The 16,077-nt window shown below is 39.0% G+C and carries 12 protein-coding genes and 1 pseudogene; 10 read left to right on the forward strand and 3 right to left on the reverse strand.

From position 1 onward, the window contains the following. The coding region (locus IQ259_RS24575) for an NB-ARC domain-containing protein (RefSeq protein ID WP_193888631.1) at nucleotides 1-3,298 on the forward strand (3,298 nt) is incomplete at its 5' end. Nucleotides 3,299-3,337: 39 nt separating this feature from the next. Here IQ259_RS24575 and IQ259_RS24580 read toward each other — a convergent pair. Both IQ259_RS24580 and gloB read right to left on the reverse strand, forming a co-directional pair. After that, complete coding sequence (locus tag IQ259_RS24580) at nucleotides 3,338-4,435, reverse strand: DUF2817 domain-containing protein (RefSeq protein ID WP_193888632.1); 1,098 nt, start codon at nucleotides 4,433-4,435, stop codon at nucleotides 3,338-3,340. 56 nt (nucleotides 4,436-4,491) lie between these two features. Further along, entirely contained in the window at nucleotides 4,492-5,265 is a 774-nt protein-coding gene (gloB, locus tag IQ259_RS24585; RefSeq protein ID WP_193888633.1) for a hydroxyacylglutathione hydrolase, read from the reverse strand. Between the two features lie 366 nt (nucleotides 5,266-5,631). On the opposite strand from gloB, the gene IQ259_RS24590 reads away from it, so the two are divergent. The 9 genes from IQ259_RS24590 to rplI all read left to right on the forward strand — a co-directional run bounded on the left by IQ259_RS24590 (nucleotide 5,632) and on the right by rplI (nucleotide 15,340). Further along, entirely contained in the window at nucleotides 5,632-5,859 is a 228-nt protein-coding gene (locus IQ259_RS24590; protein WP_193888634.1) for a hypothetical protein, read from the forward strand. Nucleotides 5,860-6,079: 220 nt separating this feature from the next. Continuing rightward, a complete protein-coding gene (locus IQ259_RS24595) occupies nucleotides 6,080-6,919 on the forward strand; it encodes a glycosyltransferase (protein ID WP_193888635.1) in 840 nt (279 codons plus the stop codon). Nucleotides 6,920-6,944: 25 nt separating this feature from the next. Continuing rightward, complete coding sequence (locus tag IQ259_RS24600; RefSeq protein ID WP_193888636.1) at nucleotides 6,945-8,111, forward strand: glycosyltransferase family 4 protein; 1,167 nt, start codon at nucleotides 6,945-6,947, stop codon at nucleotides 8,109-8,111. 163 nt (nucleotides 8,112-8,274) lie between these two features. Beyond that, on the forward strand, nucleotides 8,275-10,515 hold the full coding sequence (locus IQ259_RS24605) for an ATP-binding cassette domain-containing protein (protein WP_193888637.1): 2,241 nt from the start codon (nucleotides 8,275-8,277) through the stop codon (nucleotides 10,513-10,515). 5 nt (nucleotides 10,516-10,520) lie between these two features. After that, nucleotides 10,521-11,732: a glycosyltransferase family 4 protein gene (locus tag IQ259_RS24610; RefSeq protein ID WP_193888638.1), complete on the forward strand. Its 1,212-nt coding sequence runs from the start codon at nucleotides 10,521-10,523 to the stop codon at nucleotides 11,730-11,732. Between the two features lie 25 nt (nucleotides 11,733-11,757). Continuing rightward, nucleotides 11,758-12,717, forward strand: coding sequence for a glycosyltransferase family 10 domain-containing protein (locus IQ259_RS24615; RefSeq protein WP_193888639.1), 960 nt, complete (start codon nucleotides 11,758-11,760; stop codon nucleotides 12,715-12,717). Between the two features lie 5 nt (nucleotides 12,718-12,722). Next, complete coding sequence (locus tag IQ259_RS24620) at nucleotides 12,723-13,733, forward strand: Npun_R2821/Npun_R2822 family protein (protein ID WP_193888640.1); 1,011 nt, start codon at nucleotides 12,723-12,725, stop codon at nucleotides 13,731-13,733. Between the two features lies 1 nt (nucleotide 13,734). Further along, nucleotides 13,735-14,661 carry an Npun_R2821/Npun_R2822 family protein gene (locus IQ259_RS24625; protein WP_193888641.1) on the forward strand — a complete coding sequence of 309 codons (927 nt, stop codon included), beginning with the start codon at nucleotides 13,735-13,737 and terminating at the stop codon, nucleotides 14,659-14,661. 220 nt (nucleotides 14,662-14,881) lie between these two features. Next, the gene (gene rplI, locus IQ259_RS24630; RefSeq protein ID WP_193888642.1) at nucleotides 14,882-15,340 is read left to right on the forward strand and encodes a 50S ribosomal protein L9; all 459 of its coding nucleotides are present in this window, start codon (nucleotides 14,882-14,884) and stop codon (nucleotides 15,338-15,340) included. Between the two features lie 249 nt (nucleotides 15,341-15,589). Here the strand turns inward: rplI and IQ259_RS24635 are convergent. Next, a pseudogene (locus tag IQ259_RS24635) lies at nucleotides 15,590-16,077 on the reverse strand (IS701 family transposase); the annotation flags it as partial.

Consider the following 16,077-nt stretch of genomic DNA (forward strand, 5'->3'; position numbering starts at 1 on the left):
CCCCTACCCCCTGCTCCCTGCCCCGTTTCCTCTTGTGGCTGACTGGGGTGAAGCTGTCGATGTCTCGATTTTCTTCGGCCGCACAGAGGAAGTTAGTAAGTTAGAGTATTGGATTGTTAATGATCATTGTCGGCTAATAGCACTGCTGGGTATGGGGGGAATTGGTAAGAGTTCCCTTGCAGTGAAATTGGCACAGCAAATGCAAGAGCAGTTTGAGTTTGTTGTTTGGCGCAGTCTCCGCAATAGTCCATCGTTGGGGGAATTGCTGGCGAACATACTGCAATTTTTTGCTAGTGGACAACCAGTAAAGTTATCGGAAAATGTTGGCGATTTAATTTCGCAATTTATGGTGCATTTGAGAGCGCACCGTTGTTTAGTCATAGTTGATAACTTTGAATCTATTTTAGCGAGTGGCGATCGCTCTGGACGTTATCAACCTGGATATGAAGATTACGGACATCTCCTCAAGCAGATAGGCGAGACAGTTCATCAAAGTTGTGTGGTGCTGACGAGTCGAGAGAAACCCCAAGAAGTCATCGCCTTAGAAGGAGAAACTCTGCCGGTGCGCTCATGGCATCTCACGGGATTGAGTGCGATCGCTGCTTTACAATTAATCAGAACTAAAAGTTTTTTTTGCTGTTCCGATACAGACTGGCAAAACTTAATTCAACATTATGCGGGTAATCCTCTAGCTCTCAAAATTATTGCTACCACTATTCAAGAGTTATTTGATGGCAATATTGTAGAATTTTTTGCTCAAGGCTCTACCGTTTTTGGCAGTATTTACGACTTATTAAACCAACAGTTTCATCGGCTTTCATTAGTAGAAAAAGATTTAATTTACTGGCTGGCAATTAACCGTGAAGCTGTAACTTTAACAGAGTTACGAGCCGATTTAGTTTTACCAGTCTCATCGATGAAACTATTAGAAGCCCTAGATTCCCTGAGTCAGCGTAGTTTAATCGAAAAAAAATCAGTTTCCGAAGCACCTGTTCACTTCACTCTTCAACCTGTGGTGATGGAGTATGTGACAGAACAGTTAATTCAGCAAATTTGTGCAGAAATTATCGCAGAAACGCAGACACATATCATATTTAATAGTCACGCTTTAATCAAAGCAACGGCTAAAGATTACATTCGCGTTGCTCAAACTAAACTCATTCTTCAGCCTGTAATTGTACATCTACTGCATCAGCTACGCACTAAACAAGCAATTAAAACTCACCTGACGCAGATGTTACAGCAATTAACTCACCTCGAACCAGGATATGCAGGTGGGAATATTCTGAATCTTCTATGTCATCTGCAAACTGACTTAACAGGCTATGACTTTTCTTACCTGACTATTTGGCAAGCATATCTCCAAGACACTCCTCTCAAGAAAGTTAATTTTGCCTATGCTTATGTATCTAAATCGGTATTTGCAAAAACTTTTACCACAATTATTTCCATAGCATTTAGCCCTGATGGTAAAACCCTTGCTACAGGTCATTTTAATGGTGCTTTTATTCTCTGGGATGTTGCTAGTGGTCAACAATTAATAGAATGTCAGGGACATACAGGTTTTGTTTGGTCTATTAAATTTAGTCCTGATAGTAATACTTTAGCCACTGTGGGACAAGATGAAACAATTAAGTTATGGGATGTCAAAACAGGACAGTGTTTGCAAACTCTCGCAGGACATACAGGCGGTGTAGTTTGTGTTGTATTTCGTGACGGTAATACATTAATTAGTAGCAGTACAGATTGTACGATTAGGTTTTGGGAGATCAACCTGGGACAATGTACTCAAGTATTGCAAGGACACACTAGCAGAGTTTGGTCGGTGGCTTTAAGTCCGATCCCCCCCAACCCCCCTTATAAAGGGGGGGTTTTAGCTAGTGGGAGTGAAGACCACACTGTCAAGTTATGGGATTTAACTACAGGTTCTTGCATTACAACCTTAAAAGGACATAGTGATTGGATCAAATCTGTTGCTTTTAGTGCATCGGGAATATTAGCCAGTGGAAGTTTAGACAAAACCATTCGGCTTTGGGATGTAGAACAGGGCGAATGTATCGGTGTTTTAGCAGGACATATCAATGGCATACTAGCGATCGCCTTTGTTGGTGAAACTCAGATATTAGCTAGTTGTAGTATTGATTGCACGATCCGACTTTGGGACATTAATACCCAACAATGTATCAAAACCTTGCAAGGTCATGCTAACTCGATTGATGCGATCGCAGTTAACTCCCAAGGAACTTTACTCGCTAGTGGCGCTGATGATTTTTCTCTCCGGTTGTGGGATATTCCTAATGGCGAGTGTTTTCGCATCTTCAAAGGCAGAAATAACTGGGTAAAATCGGTGGCGTGGAATCCAATTTCCGCAATCATCGCCACTGGTAATGAAGACCGCACAGTTAGGTTATGGACACCAGACGGTGAATGCCGCATATTATACGGTCATACAGATATAATTTTTGATGTCAATTTTTCCCCTGATGGTCGAACTGTAGCCAGCGCCAGCGCTGACAGTACAATTCGGTTGTGGGATGTTGCCACTGGTGAGTGTACTAAAATCATTCAAGGACACATCGGTATGGTTACAGGCGTAGCCTTTAGTCCCGATGGTCGGCTATTAGCCAGCGCCAGCTACGACAATACTAGTAAATTGTGGGATGCAACCACAGGACAACTAATTGAGAGTTTCCCTGTACATCTGGGGATGTCAGTAGCCTTCAGTCCTGATGGCACAAAGTTAGCATTTGGTGGTTTTGACGACACAGTGAGACTTTGGGATATCAAAACGCGAAAATGCGATCGCACCTTCACCGGACACTGTAATTGGGTGTGGTGGGTAGCTTTTAGTCCCGATGGCCAAACTTTAGCTACTGGTAGTAGTGTAGAACGCATCGTCAGACTATGGGATATAGAAACAGGTGAATGTCGGCAGATTCTCCAAGGACATCAAGATATGCTGTGGGCGATCGCATTTAGTCCTGATGGTAGTACCCTAGCTAGTACCAGTAGTGACGGTACTATCAAACTTTGGGGTGTTATGGAAGGTACTTGCATCGCCACCTTGGGAGGACACAATACCTGGGTGATGTGCGCCACTTTTAGTCCAGACGGTACAATCCTAGTTGCGGGTGATGGTTATGCTGCCATTAAGCTGTGGGATATGACGACAAAACATTGCATCAAAACCTTGAAGGCTGAACAAATTTACGAAGCAATGAATATCCACGGTGTCACAGGTTTAACAGAAGCGCAAAAATCAGCATTGTTAACTTTGGGGGCTAATACTAATTCGTAATTCGTAATTAATTATTTTGAAGTTTTTAAACGCTGAGGGTTAAATTATTTCGGTAGGAAAGCAAATTTCAATTGCTTTTTCTACTAAGTCAAGACCTTGAGAAACTACTGCATTCCGCCAAGCAATATCTGCTGGTGCAAACACTTCTTCTAGTCGTTGGCGCGTCCATTTTCTAGATGGGTGTTCTGGTGGGGAATAGAAATAAGCACGATTTTCTGCCCGTAAAGCTTCCACTACTTGGATAACTGGGTAAGTACCAAACTCAGCCATGAGAAACTTGTATTCACACTGGGGAAACATCGCCTGACACCAATTTCCTAAACCCCCACGAATTTTATAAATTTTCCCCTCTGGTTGGTAAGGTTCCACGACATCAGCACCAAAATTTTCGATTAACCTCTGGGCTGATTCTGAATCTGGCGGATCATCAATAAACAGTTTATAAGTCGCTTTTTTACCCAAACCAGTGTGTAAATCAATATGCAAAACGTTTTTGGCATCGCCAATCCAGCGAGGAAGATTAGCCGCTAAGATTTCATAAGTTTTAGATGGCCTGTGTCCACCAAAAAATAGCCCTTGGGGAAAGTCGTATTGTCCTACAGGTAAGGTATTGATTAAAGAAGTAATGCCGTGACGGAAAATAGTAGCGATCGCTTTAATAAAAAACGGTTCAAAAGGCGATGGTGGTAAAGTAGGGTTAAAAAATGTATTGAATTCCCCGTACTTCTCAGGACTACCTGTATATTCCTCATTCGGTAGTAGGAAATTACGGTTGAGGTCAATATTCTCTTCATTCCAACGCCGTCCCCAGGCAAAACCATAGGGATTTAAGCCATGTAACAGCACCAAGGCAGTTCTGTGGGTAGGACACCAACCAATCAAACGTTCTTCTAACAAGGCACATTGGACAGCCGAACCAAAAAAACCCTCAACTCCATGCAATCCACTAGAAATTACCAGAATTTGCTCAGGTTGCGAGTTTCCCAATATAGCCACATCAATAGTTAAGTCCTCTTCATCCGGGCCTATTTGGTCAATGGAATATGTTTCTAATTGGCAACCTAATGCCTGTGCCGCAGCACAGAAACGGTATCGCGCAGCAACGTAGTTGGGACTGAAGGCAGAGGCGTAGGACATGAAAAATAAGGGCAGAGGGACAGGGTGCGACGGGGGTGAAAACTAATGACAAATGACTAAAACCGATCTTTCATTCCCCGAATGCGGGCGAATGTTTGCACTGTATCGTTACTTTTGGCCGCTAGTTGTAAGGATGGTTGTTCCCAACGCAAAAATGGATTGGTACGCTTTTCGACTCCCAGCAGAGAAGGAACGGTTGCTTTGCCTTGAGTCCGAAAAGTTTTTACTTCTGCATAGCGCTGTTGTAAGTCAGTATTCTCACCATCTACAGTAAGAGCAAATTGTAAATTTTTTAATGTATATTCGTGGGCGCACCAGACACGGGTATTATCTGGGAGGGAGCGAAGTTTTTCTAAGGATGACACCATTTGTGTGGGTGTGCCTTCAAATAAGCGACCACAACCACCTGCAAATAATGTATCCCCACAGAATAATTCCCCAGGTTCGTCTGCTGTGTTGGGTGGAAAGTAGTAAGCAATATGGGCGCGAGTATGGCCTGGAACAAAGATTACCTCAGCTGTGCGATCGCCAAAGGAAACGCGATCGCCTTGTTGGAGAAACACCTGCTGTCCGGGAATTCTACCTTTATCCTCAACACCACCATATACTGTCAGCTTGGGGAAGTGTTGTATTAGTTGTTGATTACCACCTATATGGTCATGATGATGATGCGTGTTGAAAATTGCTACTAACTCGGCGTTGAGTTGTGCAAGTTTGCTCAACACTGGTTCTGCTTCGGCTGGATCGACGACAGCGGCAATATTTTGTTGGCGATCGTGCAGTAAGAATATGTAATTATCTGAGAGTGCCTCAAGACGGAATACCCGCATTTTCTCTGAACTCCCTTACAAATAAATTATTGGTGTTTTTTTAGATGGGTCGAACCATTGATTTTATTTATTCTAGCTGGTAAACCGCATGAACCATGTTAATATACAACCGTGCTTACACTGAAAGCATAGTAAAAACTTCTAAAAACTTGGTTTATTTATCAGTAAAATTTCTCTGGGACTATAAGGAAACACGAAGTTAAATTTATTGTGTTCTTTTTAGTTCTAAAAATAGCTAAAAAAACGGTTATTAACAATTGCATTATTTGCTATTGACTACAAAAATTAAGATTTATCTGGGCGGCTTTTACCTATTAGTCATTGAACAAATATTGCCAATATTTTTTGTATTTATTAGGAGAAATAATGAACGATCGTCCATCGATCTACATTAGTGTTGATAGTCAGTCAGAAATTGCTATTAAAAAAATTGTAGATAAAATTATTTCCTCAGGAAAAATGAGTCGTCAAGACCATACTTTGCTACTGTCTCAAGTATTTGCTAATGGTGATATTAGCGATAGAGTCCGCCGCCAAATTAACCGTATATTAGATCAGATTCAAACAGGGCAGTTAAAATTAATCGGCTGGTAGCTTGTGATTTAGTAGTACATTCATAATCTCTGAGGAGCATTTTAAAGATTTATGGGATAAATCATCTAATTGAGAATATGTATTCCTTTGCAAATTTTGATTATATTATTGGACTTCCCAATAGTTATCCTATGTCGGCTTCATTTTATAGAGAAATCTCTTTGTATATAATTAGAGATATAAAAACTTTTGGGAATGGACACATTGAATCACTAAATTTATGAAAGAGACAAAAGGATTTATCACTATATTAACTGGGCTGTATTCTTTTCAAGATTGTATTCATTTTTTAGCAGCAATCCGAAAGTTTCATGATGAACCAATCATCGTTTTAATTGATCAAGTTCCTCAGATTCTATATCCTTTTTTAAAAGCATTTAAAAATGTTATCCTCAAGCCAGCACCAAAACATGAAAATACAGTTTTAGCGTCGAGGCTGGCCAAAGTCTCTTTATATGCAGCTTCTAAATTTGATAAAACAATTTTTTTAGATTCTGATATTTGCTTATTAACAGATATCAATGATGTATTTGATGGGTTAGATGAATTTGATTTATTGTTAACTGAAGATGTGCAACCTGCTATTTCTAAAGCCACCAATTTACTGCGAGGTAATCAACAAGATAATTTAGATAAAGTTTTGTCTATTCTCCAATCAGTCGGCTTGCCACTCCAGGACGATAATATCCAATATAATAGCGGTTTAATAGCTTTTCGCAAAACAGAAGAAATCCAAAAATTATTTACTGAATTTCAACAATATTTTGAGATTATCACCGAAAATCAAGATAAATTATTATTGCGAGATCAAGGTGCTTTTGCTGCTGCGATCGCCTCTGTTAAACCCAAAATGAAAGTGCTACCACCTACTTATAATTTTCTTAGCAAGTGGAAAGAAGCCTATAAAATTGATCAGGAAATTAAAGTACTACATTGCACCTATCCTTATAGACCTCAATATGCTAAAAATATTACTCGTTCCTTATATACCAGAATATTTGATAAATTCGCTCAGGTATTTTTGCCCGATCAAGTAACAAATCCCTGGCGGAAGAAATAATTTATAGATAGGAATAATCTTGCTCATGAAAGATAAACCCAAAATATCTCTGCTCGTTTGGAACTTATCAACTAACGATGGTTTCATTCGAGCCTCTCTTTTAGAAAAAGCTTTGCATAAACTAGGCTGTGAAGTAGAAATTATCGGCTTCTTATTTGATAAAGAATTATATCAAGCTATTCCAGCGAAAACTAAATTAAAAACCGTACAAGGCAGCAATTATCCTGATTTTTTTAAATCTATTGGCAAACTTTTAAAATTGATTGATGGAGACATTATCTATGCAATTAAGCCACAACCAGCCAGCTTTGGTGTAGCACTACTGAAGAAATTATCTAGTAGAAAAACAGTAATTGTAGACATCGATGACTGGGAACTTAGCTGGTATGGTGGTGATGCTTGGCGTTATCAGCCAACACTAAAACAATTAGCTAAAGATTTATTAAAGAAAGATGGTGTTTTGCGAATGCCTAATCATCCTTTATATATTAAATGGATGGAAAATTGGGTAAATCGTGCCGATGCTGTGACAGTACATACTGGCTTCTTACAAAAGCGTTTTGGTGGTATTTCTGTTCCTAATGGCAAAGATACTGCTTTATTTGATCCGGCTCGATATAATGCCGAAGAAAGTAGAAATCGCTATGGTTTATCTGAATATCGCGTTTTAATGTTTCCTGGCGCACCCAGGCCATATAAAGGTTTAGAAGATGTTCTAATTGCCCTAGATAAACTTAACCAACCAGACCTTAAACTAGTGATTGTCGGTGGTAGTCCTTACGACAATTATGATGAGCAACTACGACAAAAATGGGGGCAATGGATCATCAAGTTGCCAAATTATCCGGCAAATGTGATGCCTGATGTCGTTGCAGCAGCTCATGTTGTAGTTGTTCCCCAGCGAGATACTCCAGAGACTCGCGCTCAATTTCCTCTAAAATTGACAGATGGTATGGCAATGGCCAAGCCTATATTATCTACTAGAGTTGGCGATATTCCTGAAATTTTAGGTGACACAGGTTATTTAGTTGAACCTGCCTCTCCTGATCAAATTGCAGAGCAAATTCAGTTGATTTTTCAGGATTTAGATGCTGCCAATGAACGCGGCAGAAAATCAAGAGAAAGGTGTGTAGAAAAATATAGTATTGAGGCGATGGCGGCAACTCTTAAGTCAGTAATTGCTCGGTTGTAAGCATTAGTTTTAAATGATAGGCTAATGCCCGTCTCATCATCATTTGTAATTTAAAATTCGTAATTACAAAAAGCAAATTTCAAAACCTTTATTTGAGGATTAGCTGGTTTGAGAATTAATTGCTGAATAATATTAATAATAAGTCAATTATCATATATACCCGATGTCTACCAGGCAGCTACTAGTAAGATTTGCAAAACCCTATCCAGGTTTAATTCTGCTGACTATAGTCTTGGGATTTTCTGGAGCCTTATTTAATGGTGTCAGCGCAGCTTTAATTGTGCCAGTAATTTTAAAAATTGTGGGACAGGAAGTTGATTTAACAAAAGCTCCAGTCATTCTCAAAAAAATCATAACTCCCTTTGATGGCGTACCAGATAATTACCGCATAATAGTAATGGCTGGGGCAATTATATTGGTAATTATTTTAAAAAATTTGGCTACATACACAAGCTCATTAGTATCTAATTCATTAACGCGTATATTAATGTCAGATATGCGTGAAGCCGGATTAAAGTTATTACTAGAAATTGATATAGATTATTACGCCAAAATGAAAGTTGGTGATTTAATCAACCGTCTTGGCGGAGAAATTGGACGAGCCGCAACTGCTATTGGGAATACATTCAAATTACTTATCTTAGGAATTACAATTTTAGTCTTTGTTGGTTTATTACTATCAATTTCTTGGCAGTTAACACTAGCTTCTACAGTTTTGCTGTCTTTAGTAACCTTGGTAAATCAGTATGCTATTGCCCGTGCCAAAAAATTTGGCAAGCAACTAACTGAAATGTCAAAGGCTTATTCCATCTCTATGCTAGAGACTCTTAACGGCATTCGGCTAGTTAAATCAACAGGTAATGAAGACAAAGAATATCAGAGGATTCAAAAATTAATTAGGGAACGCGAAAAAGCAGATTTCCAATCTCAGGCTAATTCAGAAGCGATCGCACCTTTGAGTGAGGTCATGGGAATTACAGCCTTAATTTTGATTGTATTTTTAAGTAAAACCTTCTTCACTAATCAAATTGCTTCTCTTTCAGCAGTATTACTGACATATTTATTGATATTGTTGCGACTGCTACCATTAATTTCGCAGTTAAATAGCATTCGTAGTAGCTTCGCCAACACCAGCGCCAGTGTAGAAGCGGTGACAGATTTTTTAAGGTTAGATAATAAGCCTTTCATGCCCAAGGGTGAAGTTATCTATACACAATTAAAAGAAGGAGTGCATTTTAATCGCATTTCCTTTGCTTACCCTGGTCATGACAAGTTAGTTCTCAGAGATGTGGATTTATATTTACCGCGTGGTACGACTTTAGCTTTAGTCGGCGGTTCTGGTGCTGGAAAATCAACCGTAGCAGACCTCTTACCTAGATTTTATGACCCGATCGCCGGTTGTATTGCCCTGGATGGTAGGGATTTGCGGGAATTTGATATTACATCTGTACGCAAGAGAATGGGAATTGTGAGTCAAGATACCTTTCTCTTTAATAATTCTGTCAGAAATAACATTGCCTACGGACGACTAGAAGCTACGGAAGATGAAATCATCACTGCCACCAAGCGAGCTAATGCCTACGAGTTTATCAGCAAATTACCCCAAGGCTTTGACACCTTAATTGGCGATCGCGGCGTAATGTTATCGGGGGGACAAAGACAAAGATTAGCGATCGCCCGCGCCTTGGTGCAAAATCCCGAAATTCTAATTTTGGATGAAGCCACCAGCGCCTTAGATACAGTATCCGAACGCTTAGTACAAGAAGCGCTAGATGATTTAAGCCGCGATCGCACTACCTTAGTCATTGCCCACCGTCTGTCCACAGTCCAAAAAGCCGATCAAATCGCCGTCCTCGATCAAGGACGAGTCATGGAAGTCGGAACCCATGAAGAACTTTTACAAAAAGGTGGTTATTATTCCCGGCTTTATGCAATGCAATTTGGCGATCGCGTAGAAGATAACACAAAACAACATCAAAGTTTAACCCGCCTTTCTCACGAAATTCGCACCCGCCTCAACTCGATGATTGGTGTTTTGGGTTTACTAATAGATGATTTGATTGATAATTCCCAAGAACAGCAGGAATTAATCGAAGAATCCTACAAATCTGCCTTAAGAATTATCACTACAATTGATATTTTTCAAGATATTTTACAACTGCAAATTCAAGAGCGATTTTTGCCTTCAACCGAAGCCAATCAAAACCTCAATCATCAATATCAACACTTTAATTTGATGTTTTCGGAGTTTCGTGATTGCTTAAATATCATCCTTAACAGTCTTCGCTCACTAGCGGATAATGCAACTTATACTCCTGAAGAACAACATCAATTTATTACAGATGCTTACAATTCTGGCATTGACCTGCTCGATAAATTAGAAAAGTTTGAAGACAAAATTTAATTATTATGCAAAAACCTAGTTTACCGAAAAACTATAATTTCTTTCTCACAGAAGAATTACCCAAGCCAGAAGCTTATTATGTACAAGCTGCTAATGCTGCCAATGGAGCCGCTAACTTAGGTTGTCCCACAATTTTGATTTATCCTCAAAGAGGATGGCAAGCAATGAATCTAATTCATTTATTGCAACCTTTCCAACCAGAAAAGCCTCCCGAAAACGTTGTTAAATATTACAATCTCCAAGATAAACTGCAAGTAGCAAGGCTACCAATGCCTTGGCCTATTGATTATTTTAAAAATAAATTTACTAATTCTAAAACTATCGCTACAAAATATTATTTTCCCTTTCATATTCGAGCAACTACAAAAATTGTTCATGCTTGGAATTGGAATTTTGTCAAAGCTGCAATTAAAAATGGTATCCCAGCAATTTATGAGCATCACCACCATGAAGATAAGCAATTTGAACCCGAAATAGTGCATCATCCACTATTTCAACTTGCTGTCACAGTTGTAGATACAGTCCGCGAAAGCATGATTCAACATGGTATGCCACCGGAAAAACTGATTAAAATCCATAATGGATTTAATCGTTTATTTATGCAGAGACAGCCAGAAAAAGCAGCAGAATGGCGAGAAAAACTTTTGCAAAATCAGCGATCGCATTTGGTAGTTTATGCAGGAGCGCTACAGCAATTTAAAGGGATTGATGTCTTAATTGATGTCGCCAAAGAAATGCCTCATGTGCAATTTGTCTGTGCAGGTGGTAAGCCAACAGAAGTAGAACATTATCAGCGCATAGCCCAAGCCAAACAAGTGAATAATATAAGCTTTTTGGGTTTTGTTTTGCAAAATGAACTCGCACCTTTGTTACAAGCTGCCGATATTTTGGCTCATCCCCATTGTTCTGGACAAGCTGCTACCTTTACTTCACCCTTAAAACTATTTGATTATTTAGCATCAGGCAACCCCATTGTATCCACAGAAATTCCTTCATTAATGGAGTTTAAAAATACGCCTGCGATCGCTGCTTGGTGTGAACCAGATAATCCTCATAAATTTGCTGCCGCACTTCAACAAGTTTTAGAAACTCATCCCAGAAAAATTGATGGTTACTCAGAAACTATCGAATTTGTCAAACAATTTTCTTGGGAGAATCGCGCTGCCAAAATTCTCAGTTATGTTGATGAACGTTTTCATCCGCAACTTATAGCTTAATTAATACTAATAAATAATGATTAAAATGGATATCAAAACTGTCGGCATGATTAGCAGCTATGGTGCTTTAAAAGCTAGAGGCGATTGGTTGTGGCAACAAACACCTGATTTTTTTGGAATTTGGCAAAATATCCAAATGCAAGCTTTAGCCAGTCAGCCTGATTTTTTACTAATGTATCAGTTTGATTTTCCCCATGCGCCCAAACAACAATCCTGGCTAGAACAACTGCGTAAAAAACAAAAAAATCCAGAAATCAACATCAATTCTCTGCTCCGGGGAGTCAACAAAGAAAGAGTGATTTACCTGATGCGAGAACCGCCTTTAGATGAGGTAGTAGAAAAACACAAAAAAACTTATCAAGCAGCGCAAAAATATTGCGGCTACGTTTCTGGCCCCGATGACTTTGCACCAATTCCCGAATATATGCCAGCTATTTGGTATCACAGCAATTCCTTTCAAGATTTAAACGAAATGCCACCTCCAAAAAAAGTTGCACCTTGTAGTTGGATTACTTCGGGAATTAACCGCACAAATAACCATCGTCAGCGGTTAAGTTTTTTGCAATCCATGCAGTCTAGTGAAATTAAATTTGATTTATATGGACGTGACTTACCTGCATCAGCAAAATCTCAAGGTGAACTTGGTAATAAATGGTATGGTATGGCTCCGTATTATTACAATCTGGCAATTGAAAACTATGCAGATAATAATTGGTATGTAAGTGAAAAACTTTGGGATGCTCTACTAGCTTGGTGTTTGCCAATTTACTATGGTGGCTCTGCGGCTGACAAATTATTACCACCTGGTAGTTTTTTAAGATTACCCAGCTTAGATGAAAAAGGCATCGCTTATATTCAAGAAGTGACTGCTACTCCTGATGCTTGGTATGCAGCTAAAGATGCGATCGCAGAAGCTCGTCAGATAATTCTGCACAAATTAAATCTGCTCAATTGGCTGGCAAATTTTGTGAAAAATAATGGATAAAACTTATGACAAATGGCATCTATACTTTGGCTAATGATTATGTCTATCACCAACTAGTAGCTTTACTCAATAGCATCGAAGTTAATGCTGGTGATGTGCCAGTATGTGTAATTGCTTATAACGATCAGATAGATTTAGTACGTACCGAAGTTGCAACGAGAAAGAATGTCACTCTCTTAGAAGATCCAGAAATTTTCGCCCGTTGGGAAGAATTTTCTCACCGAGTTTGGCAATCTCATCCTACAGCTATTGAAACTTGGCAAGCTAAAGGCATTCAGAAATTTTATCGAGTTGGTGAAAATCGCCGTTACTGTGCTTTTGATCTAGATAGTTATTTTGAAAAATTTATCTATTTGGATGCTGACACATTAGTTATGCAGCCCTTAGATTTCGTTTTTGATAAGTTGGATGAGTATGATTTTGTAGCCTACGATTTTCAATATAAAGACCCCGCTCATATCTATAATTTGTCATCTGCAAAGCTCTATGAATTGTTTAGCAAAGACCGGATTGAATCAGAAATTTTCTGCTCTGGTTTTTATGCTTCTAAGCGAGGAGTATTTCCCCCAGAGCAAAGAGAGTGGTTGCTATCACAATTAAATAACGGCGACTCAGAAATTTTGTATATGGGCGCTCCTAACCAGTCTGTGCTTAACTATATGAGAATGAAAAGTAATGTATCTTTTTACAACTTTTCTTTTAACTTACCAGAGAATAAATTAACTGGTTGTTGTGCAAATTCACCGCATTTTGAAAATCAAGATAATGTTCTCTACGATAAAGGTAATAGATTAACTTTTCTGCATTATATAGGCTTATCTTCTAAATTATTTAATCGGCTTTGCGCTGGTGAAAATATTGATTTTCCTTACAGGGATATTTTCTTGCACTATCGCTATTTATACGCACCAGAAAAGCATCCAAAATTTACAACTAAACCAAAAGCTTATAATGCGCCTCCGAGTTTAGGTAAACGAATTCTCAAAAAATTAGGATTGGCAGTAGGAGGAAAATAAGATGACTAAGGGAATTTATATTTTTGCGAATGATAAGGTAACAGATCATGCGATCGCTCTTTTGAATAGTATCCGGTTATCTGATCCGGATATACCGATTGTCATGATTCCCTATGATGAAAACTACCACAATATAGCTGCACTGCTTAACCAACATTATGGAGTGGAGGTATATGAAGATTTAGAATTTATTAACCATCTTTCCCAAAAATTATTTGACATATTCGGTGGGCAGTTTTTTGCTAGTCCCAATAAACTGCGTAAACCAGCTTGTTGGTTTGGCCCTTTTGATGAATTTTTGTACATCGATACCGATGTTGTTGTATTTGAAAAACTCAGTAATAATTTCAATTATTTAGCAGAATACGATTTTATTTGTTGCGATTATCAACATTTAGGCGGGATCAAAAATGTTTTTAGCCCCCATGTTGTAGAAGCAAAAGTATTTACTGAAGCTGATACCAAAGATATTTTTAACAGTGGTTTTTGGGGTTCCAAGAAAAATATCTTTTCCGAACAAGATTTGTACGACACATTTGCAGAGTGTGCCGCCCACCCAGAGTATTTTGACTTTAGCGAAAAAGTTTCAGACCAACCAATTCTCAACTATATACTGCTGAGGAGAATTCCGCGCCGCTTTAACATTGTGCGTCGAGCCGAAAGAGCGCCAGGAAATTGGGCAGGTAGTCCTCAGTTTCAGCAACAAGGTAATATTCTCATTGATCCAACCGTCAATCAACCCCTACAATTCTTGCACTGGGCTGGTATTCACATTCAACCAGGCTGTCCCTATTGGGAAATTTGGGAACATTACCGAAATTTGAATCCAGCAATACCACAAGCTGCAATTCCTGCGCCTGCGAAACAAAGTCAATGGGAAACTACATTAAAGACAGTAAAAAAACAAGTACGCAAAATTTTTACGTAAACTAAATAAAGTCAAAAACCCTTGCTAATCCAAATTTTTCTTCTTTTGCCTTTTGACTTTTTACTTTTGACTTACTAAACAGTTGCGATCGCCCCCTACCTTTCGCTAGGATCTGTAAGCTTTAGGGTATAGACAAAGCTGCTTGGGATACAGCTACACTCATGTAGGCTACCCTGCTGCAACCCAAGTTATTGAGATTTTACAGGAAAAACAGAAAACAATGGCGAAACGCGTACAGTTAGTTTTGACTCAAGATGTCAGCAAGTTAGGCAAATTAGGCGACTTAGTAGACGTAGCTCCTGGCTATGCTCGAAATTACCTTATTCCCAAGAGTTTGGCAACCCGCGCCACTCCTGGTATTCTCAAGCAAGTAGAACGCCGTCGTGAACAAGAGCGTCAACGGCAATTAGAACTCAAAGAACAAGCACTACAGCAGAAAGCTGCTTTAGAAAATGTTGGCAGCTTGAAAATTGCCAAGCAAGTTGGCGAAAACGAAGCAATTTTCGGTACTGTTACCAGCCAAGATGTGGTGGATGCAATTCAAGCAGCTACCAGCCAAGAAGTTGATCGTCGTGGGATCACCATCCCCGATATTGGCAAGCTGGGTACTTACAAAGCTGAAATTAAGCTGCACTCGGAAGTCACAGCACAAATCAATTTTGAAGTTGTCGCCAGTTAACGATTTGTTGATATTTTGCCACAGATGCACACCGATGCTTCATCAGTGTTAAATCTGTGGTTTTGAGAAGAATTCTGAATCCAGAGTTTAGGATTCAGAATGAACTCACAGATAAACCGCAAATCTCTTCTGCATGAACCTCTGGCTTTCGCTTTGTCATGCCATTTTGTTTGAAATTTTATAGAGCTAAAACCACAGTTAGCCCTCTTCTGTCACTTTCCGGAATAAGCAAGTAGTTCAGGAGCTAAATCATCCAGAAGCATAAAAGGGTTTAAATTGATTCATGGCTGCAATTAAATGATTGAATCCCAGTAACAAATGTGAATTAGGGAAAATACTTAACCAGGGATAAATTAACCAAAATAGTAAAAGTGGTTGGATAATGAGACGCAGATTATTTAAAGTATTCTTCCACCCGGATTCATGATTCCATTGCTGATGATTAGAAAAATCAACATGACTATTTTCTTGTGCCTCAGTCTCAAGTTGACGAGATTGATTTAAGCCTAAGAAGACTGGAGAATTTAAGCTAATCATCGTATAAACACTAAAAATAATTTCCCACCATCTCTCAATATGCTGGAAATTAGTGAAACGGTAATCTGTCCAGCCTAGTTCCTGCTTACACTGTCGAAACCCATATTCAACCCAGGTTCTTAATCCATATAAATCCCCTAAAGTCTTCTTCAAATTCCCTTGAAGATTCGTCATGACGAAGGAGGTAGAATTTTCTGGCA

The sequence above is a fragment of the Fortiea sp. LEGE XX443 genome, assembly GCF_015206815.1.
In the GTDB taxonomy this organism is placed as follows: domain Bacteria; phylum Cyanobacteriota; class Cyanobacteriia; order Cyanobacteriales; family Nostocaceae; genus Nostoc_B.

What these genes read in the sequence shown, in the direction of transcription:
- IQ259_RS24600 (WP_193888636.1), top strand. Translation starts at nt 6,945, where the DNA reads ATGAAAGATAAACCCAAAATATCTCTGCTCGTTTGGAACTTATCAACT.
- gloB (WP_193888633.1), bottom strand. Translation starts at nt 5,265, where the DNA reads ATGCGGGTATTCCGTCTTGAGGCACTCTCAGATAATTACATATTCTTA.
- IQ259_RS24615 (WP_193888639.1), top strand. Translation starts at nt 11,758, where the DNA reads ATGGATATCAAAACTGTCGGCATGATTAGCAGCTATGGTGCTTTAAAA.
- IQ259_RS24590 (WP_193888634.1), top strand. Translation starts at nt 5,632, where the DNA reads ATGAACGATCGTCCATCGATCTACATTAGTGTTGATAGTCAGTCAGAA.
- IQ259_RS24605 (WP_193888637.1), top strand. Translation starts at nt 8,275, where the DNA reads ATGTCTACCAGGCAGCTACTAGTAAGATTTGCAAAACCCTATCCAGGT.
- IQ259_RS24580 (WP_193888632.1), bottom strand. Translation starts at nt 4,435, where the DNA reads ATGTCCTACGCCTCTGCCTTCAGTCCCAACTACGTTGCTGCGCGATAC.
- IQ259_RS24595 (WP_193888635.1), top strand. Translation starts at nt 6,080, where the DNA reads ATGAAAGAGACAAAAGGATTTATCACTATATTAACTGGGCTGTATTCT.
- IQ259_RS24610 (WP_193888638.1), top strand. Translation starts at nt 10,521, where the DNA reads ATGCAAAAACCTAGTTTACCGAAAAACTATAATTTCTTTCTCACAGAA.
- rplI (WP_193888642.1), top strand. Translation starts at nt 14,882, where the DNA reads ATGGCGAAACGCGTACAGTTAGTTTTGACTCAAGATGTCAGCAAGTTA.
- IQ259_RS24620 (WP_193888640.1), top strand. Translation starts at nt 12,723, where the DNA reads ATGACAAATGGCATCTATACTTTGGCTAATGATTATGTCTATCACCAA.
- IQ259_RS24625 (WP_193888641.1), top strand. Translation starts at nt 13,735, where the DNA reads ATGACTAAGGGAATTTATATTTTTGCGAATGATAAGGTAACAGATCAT.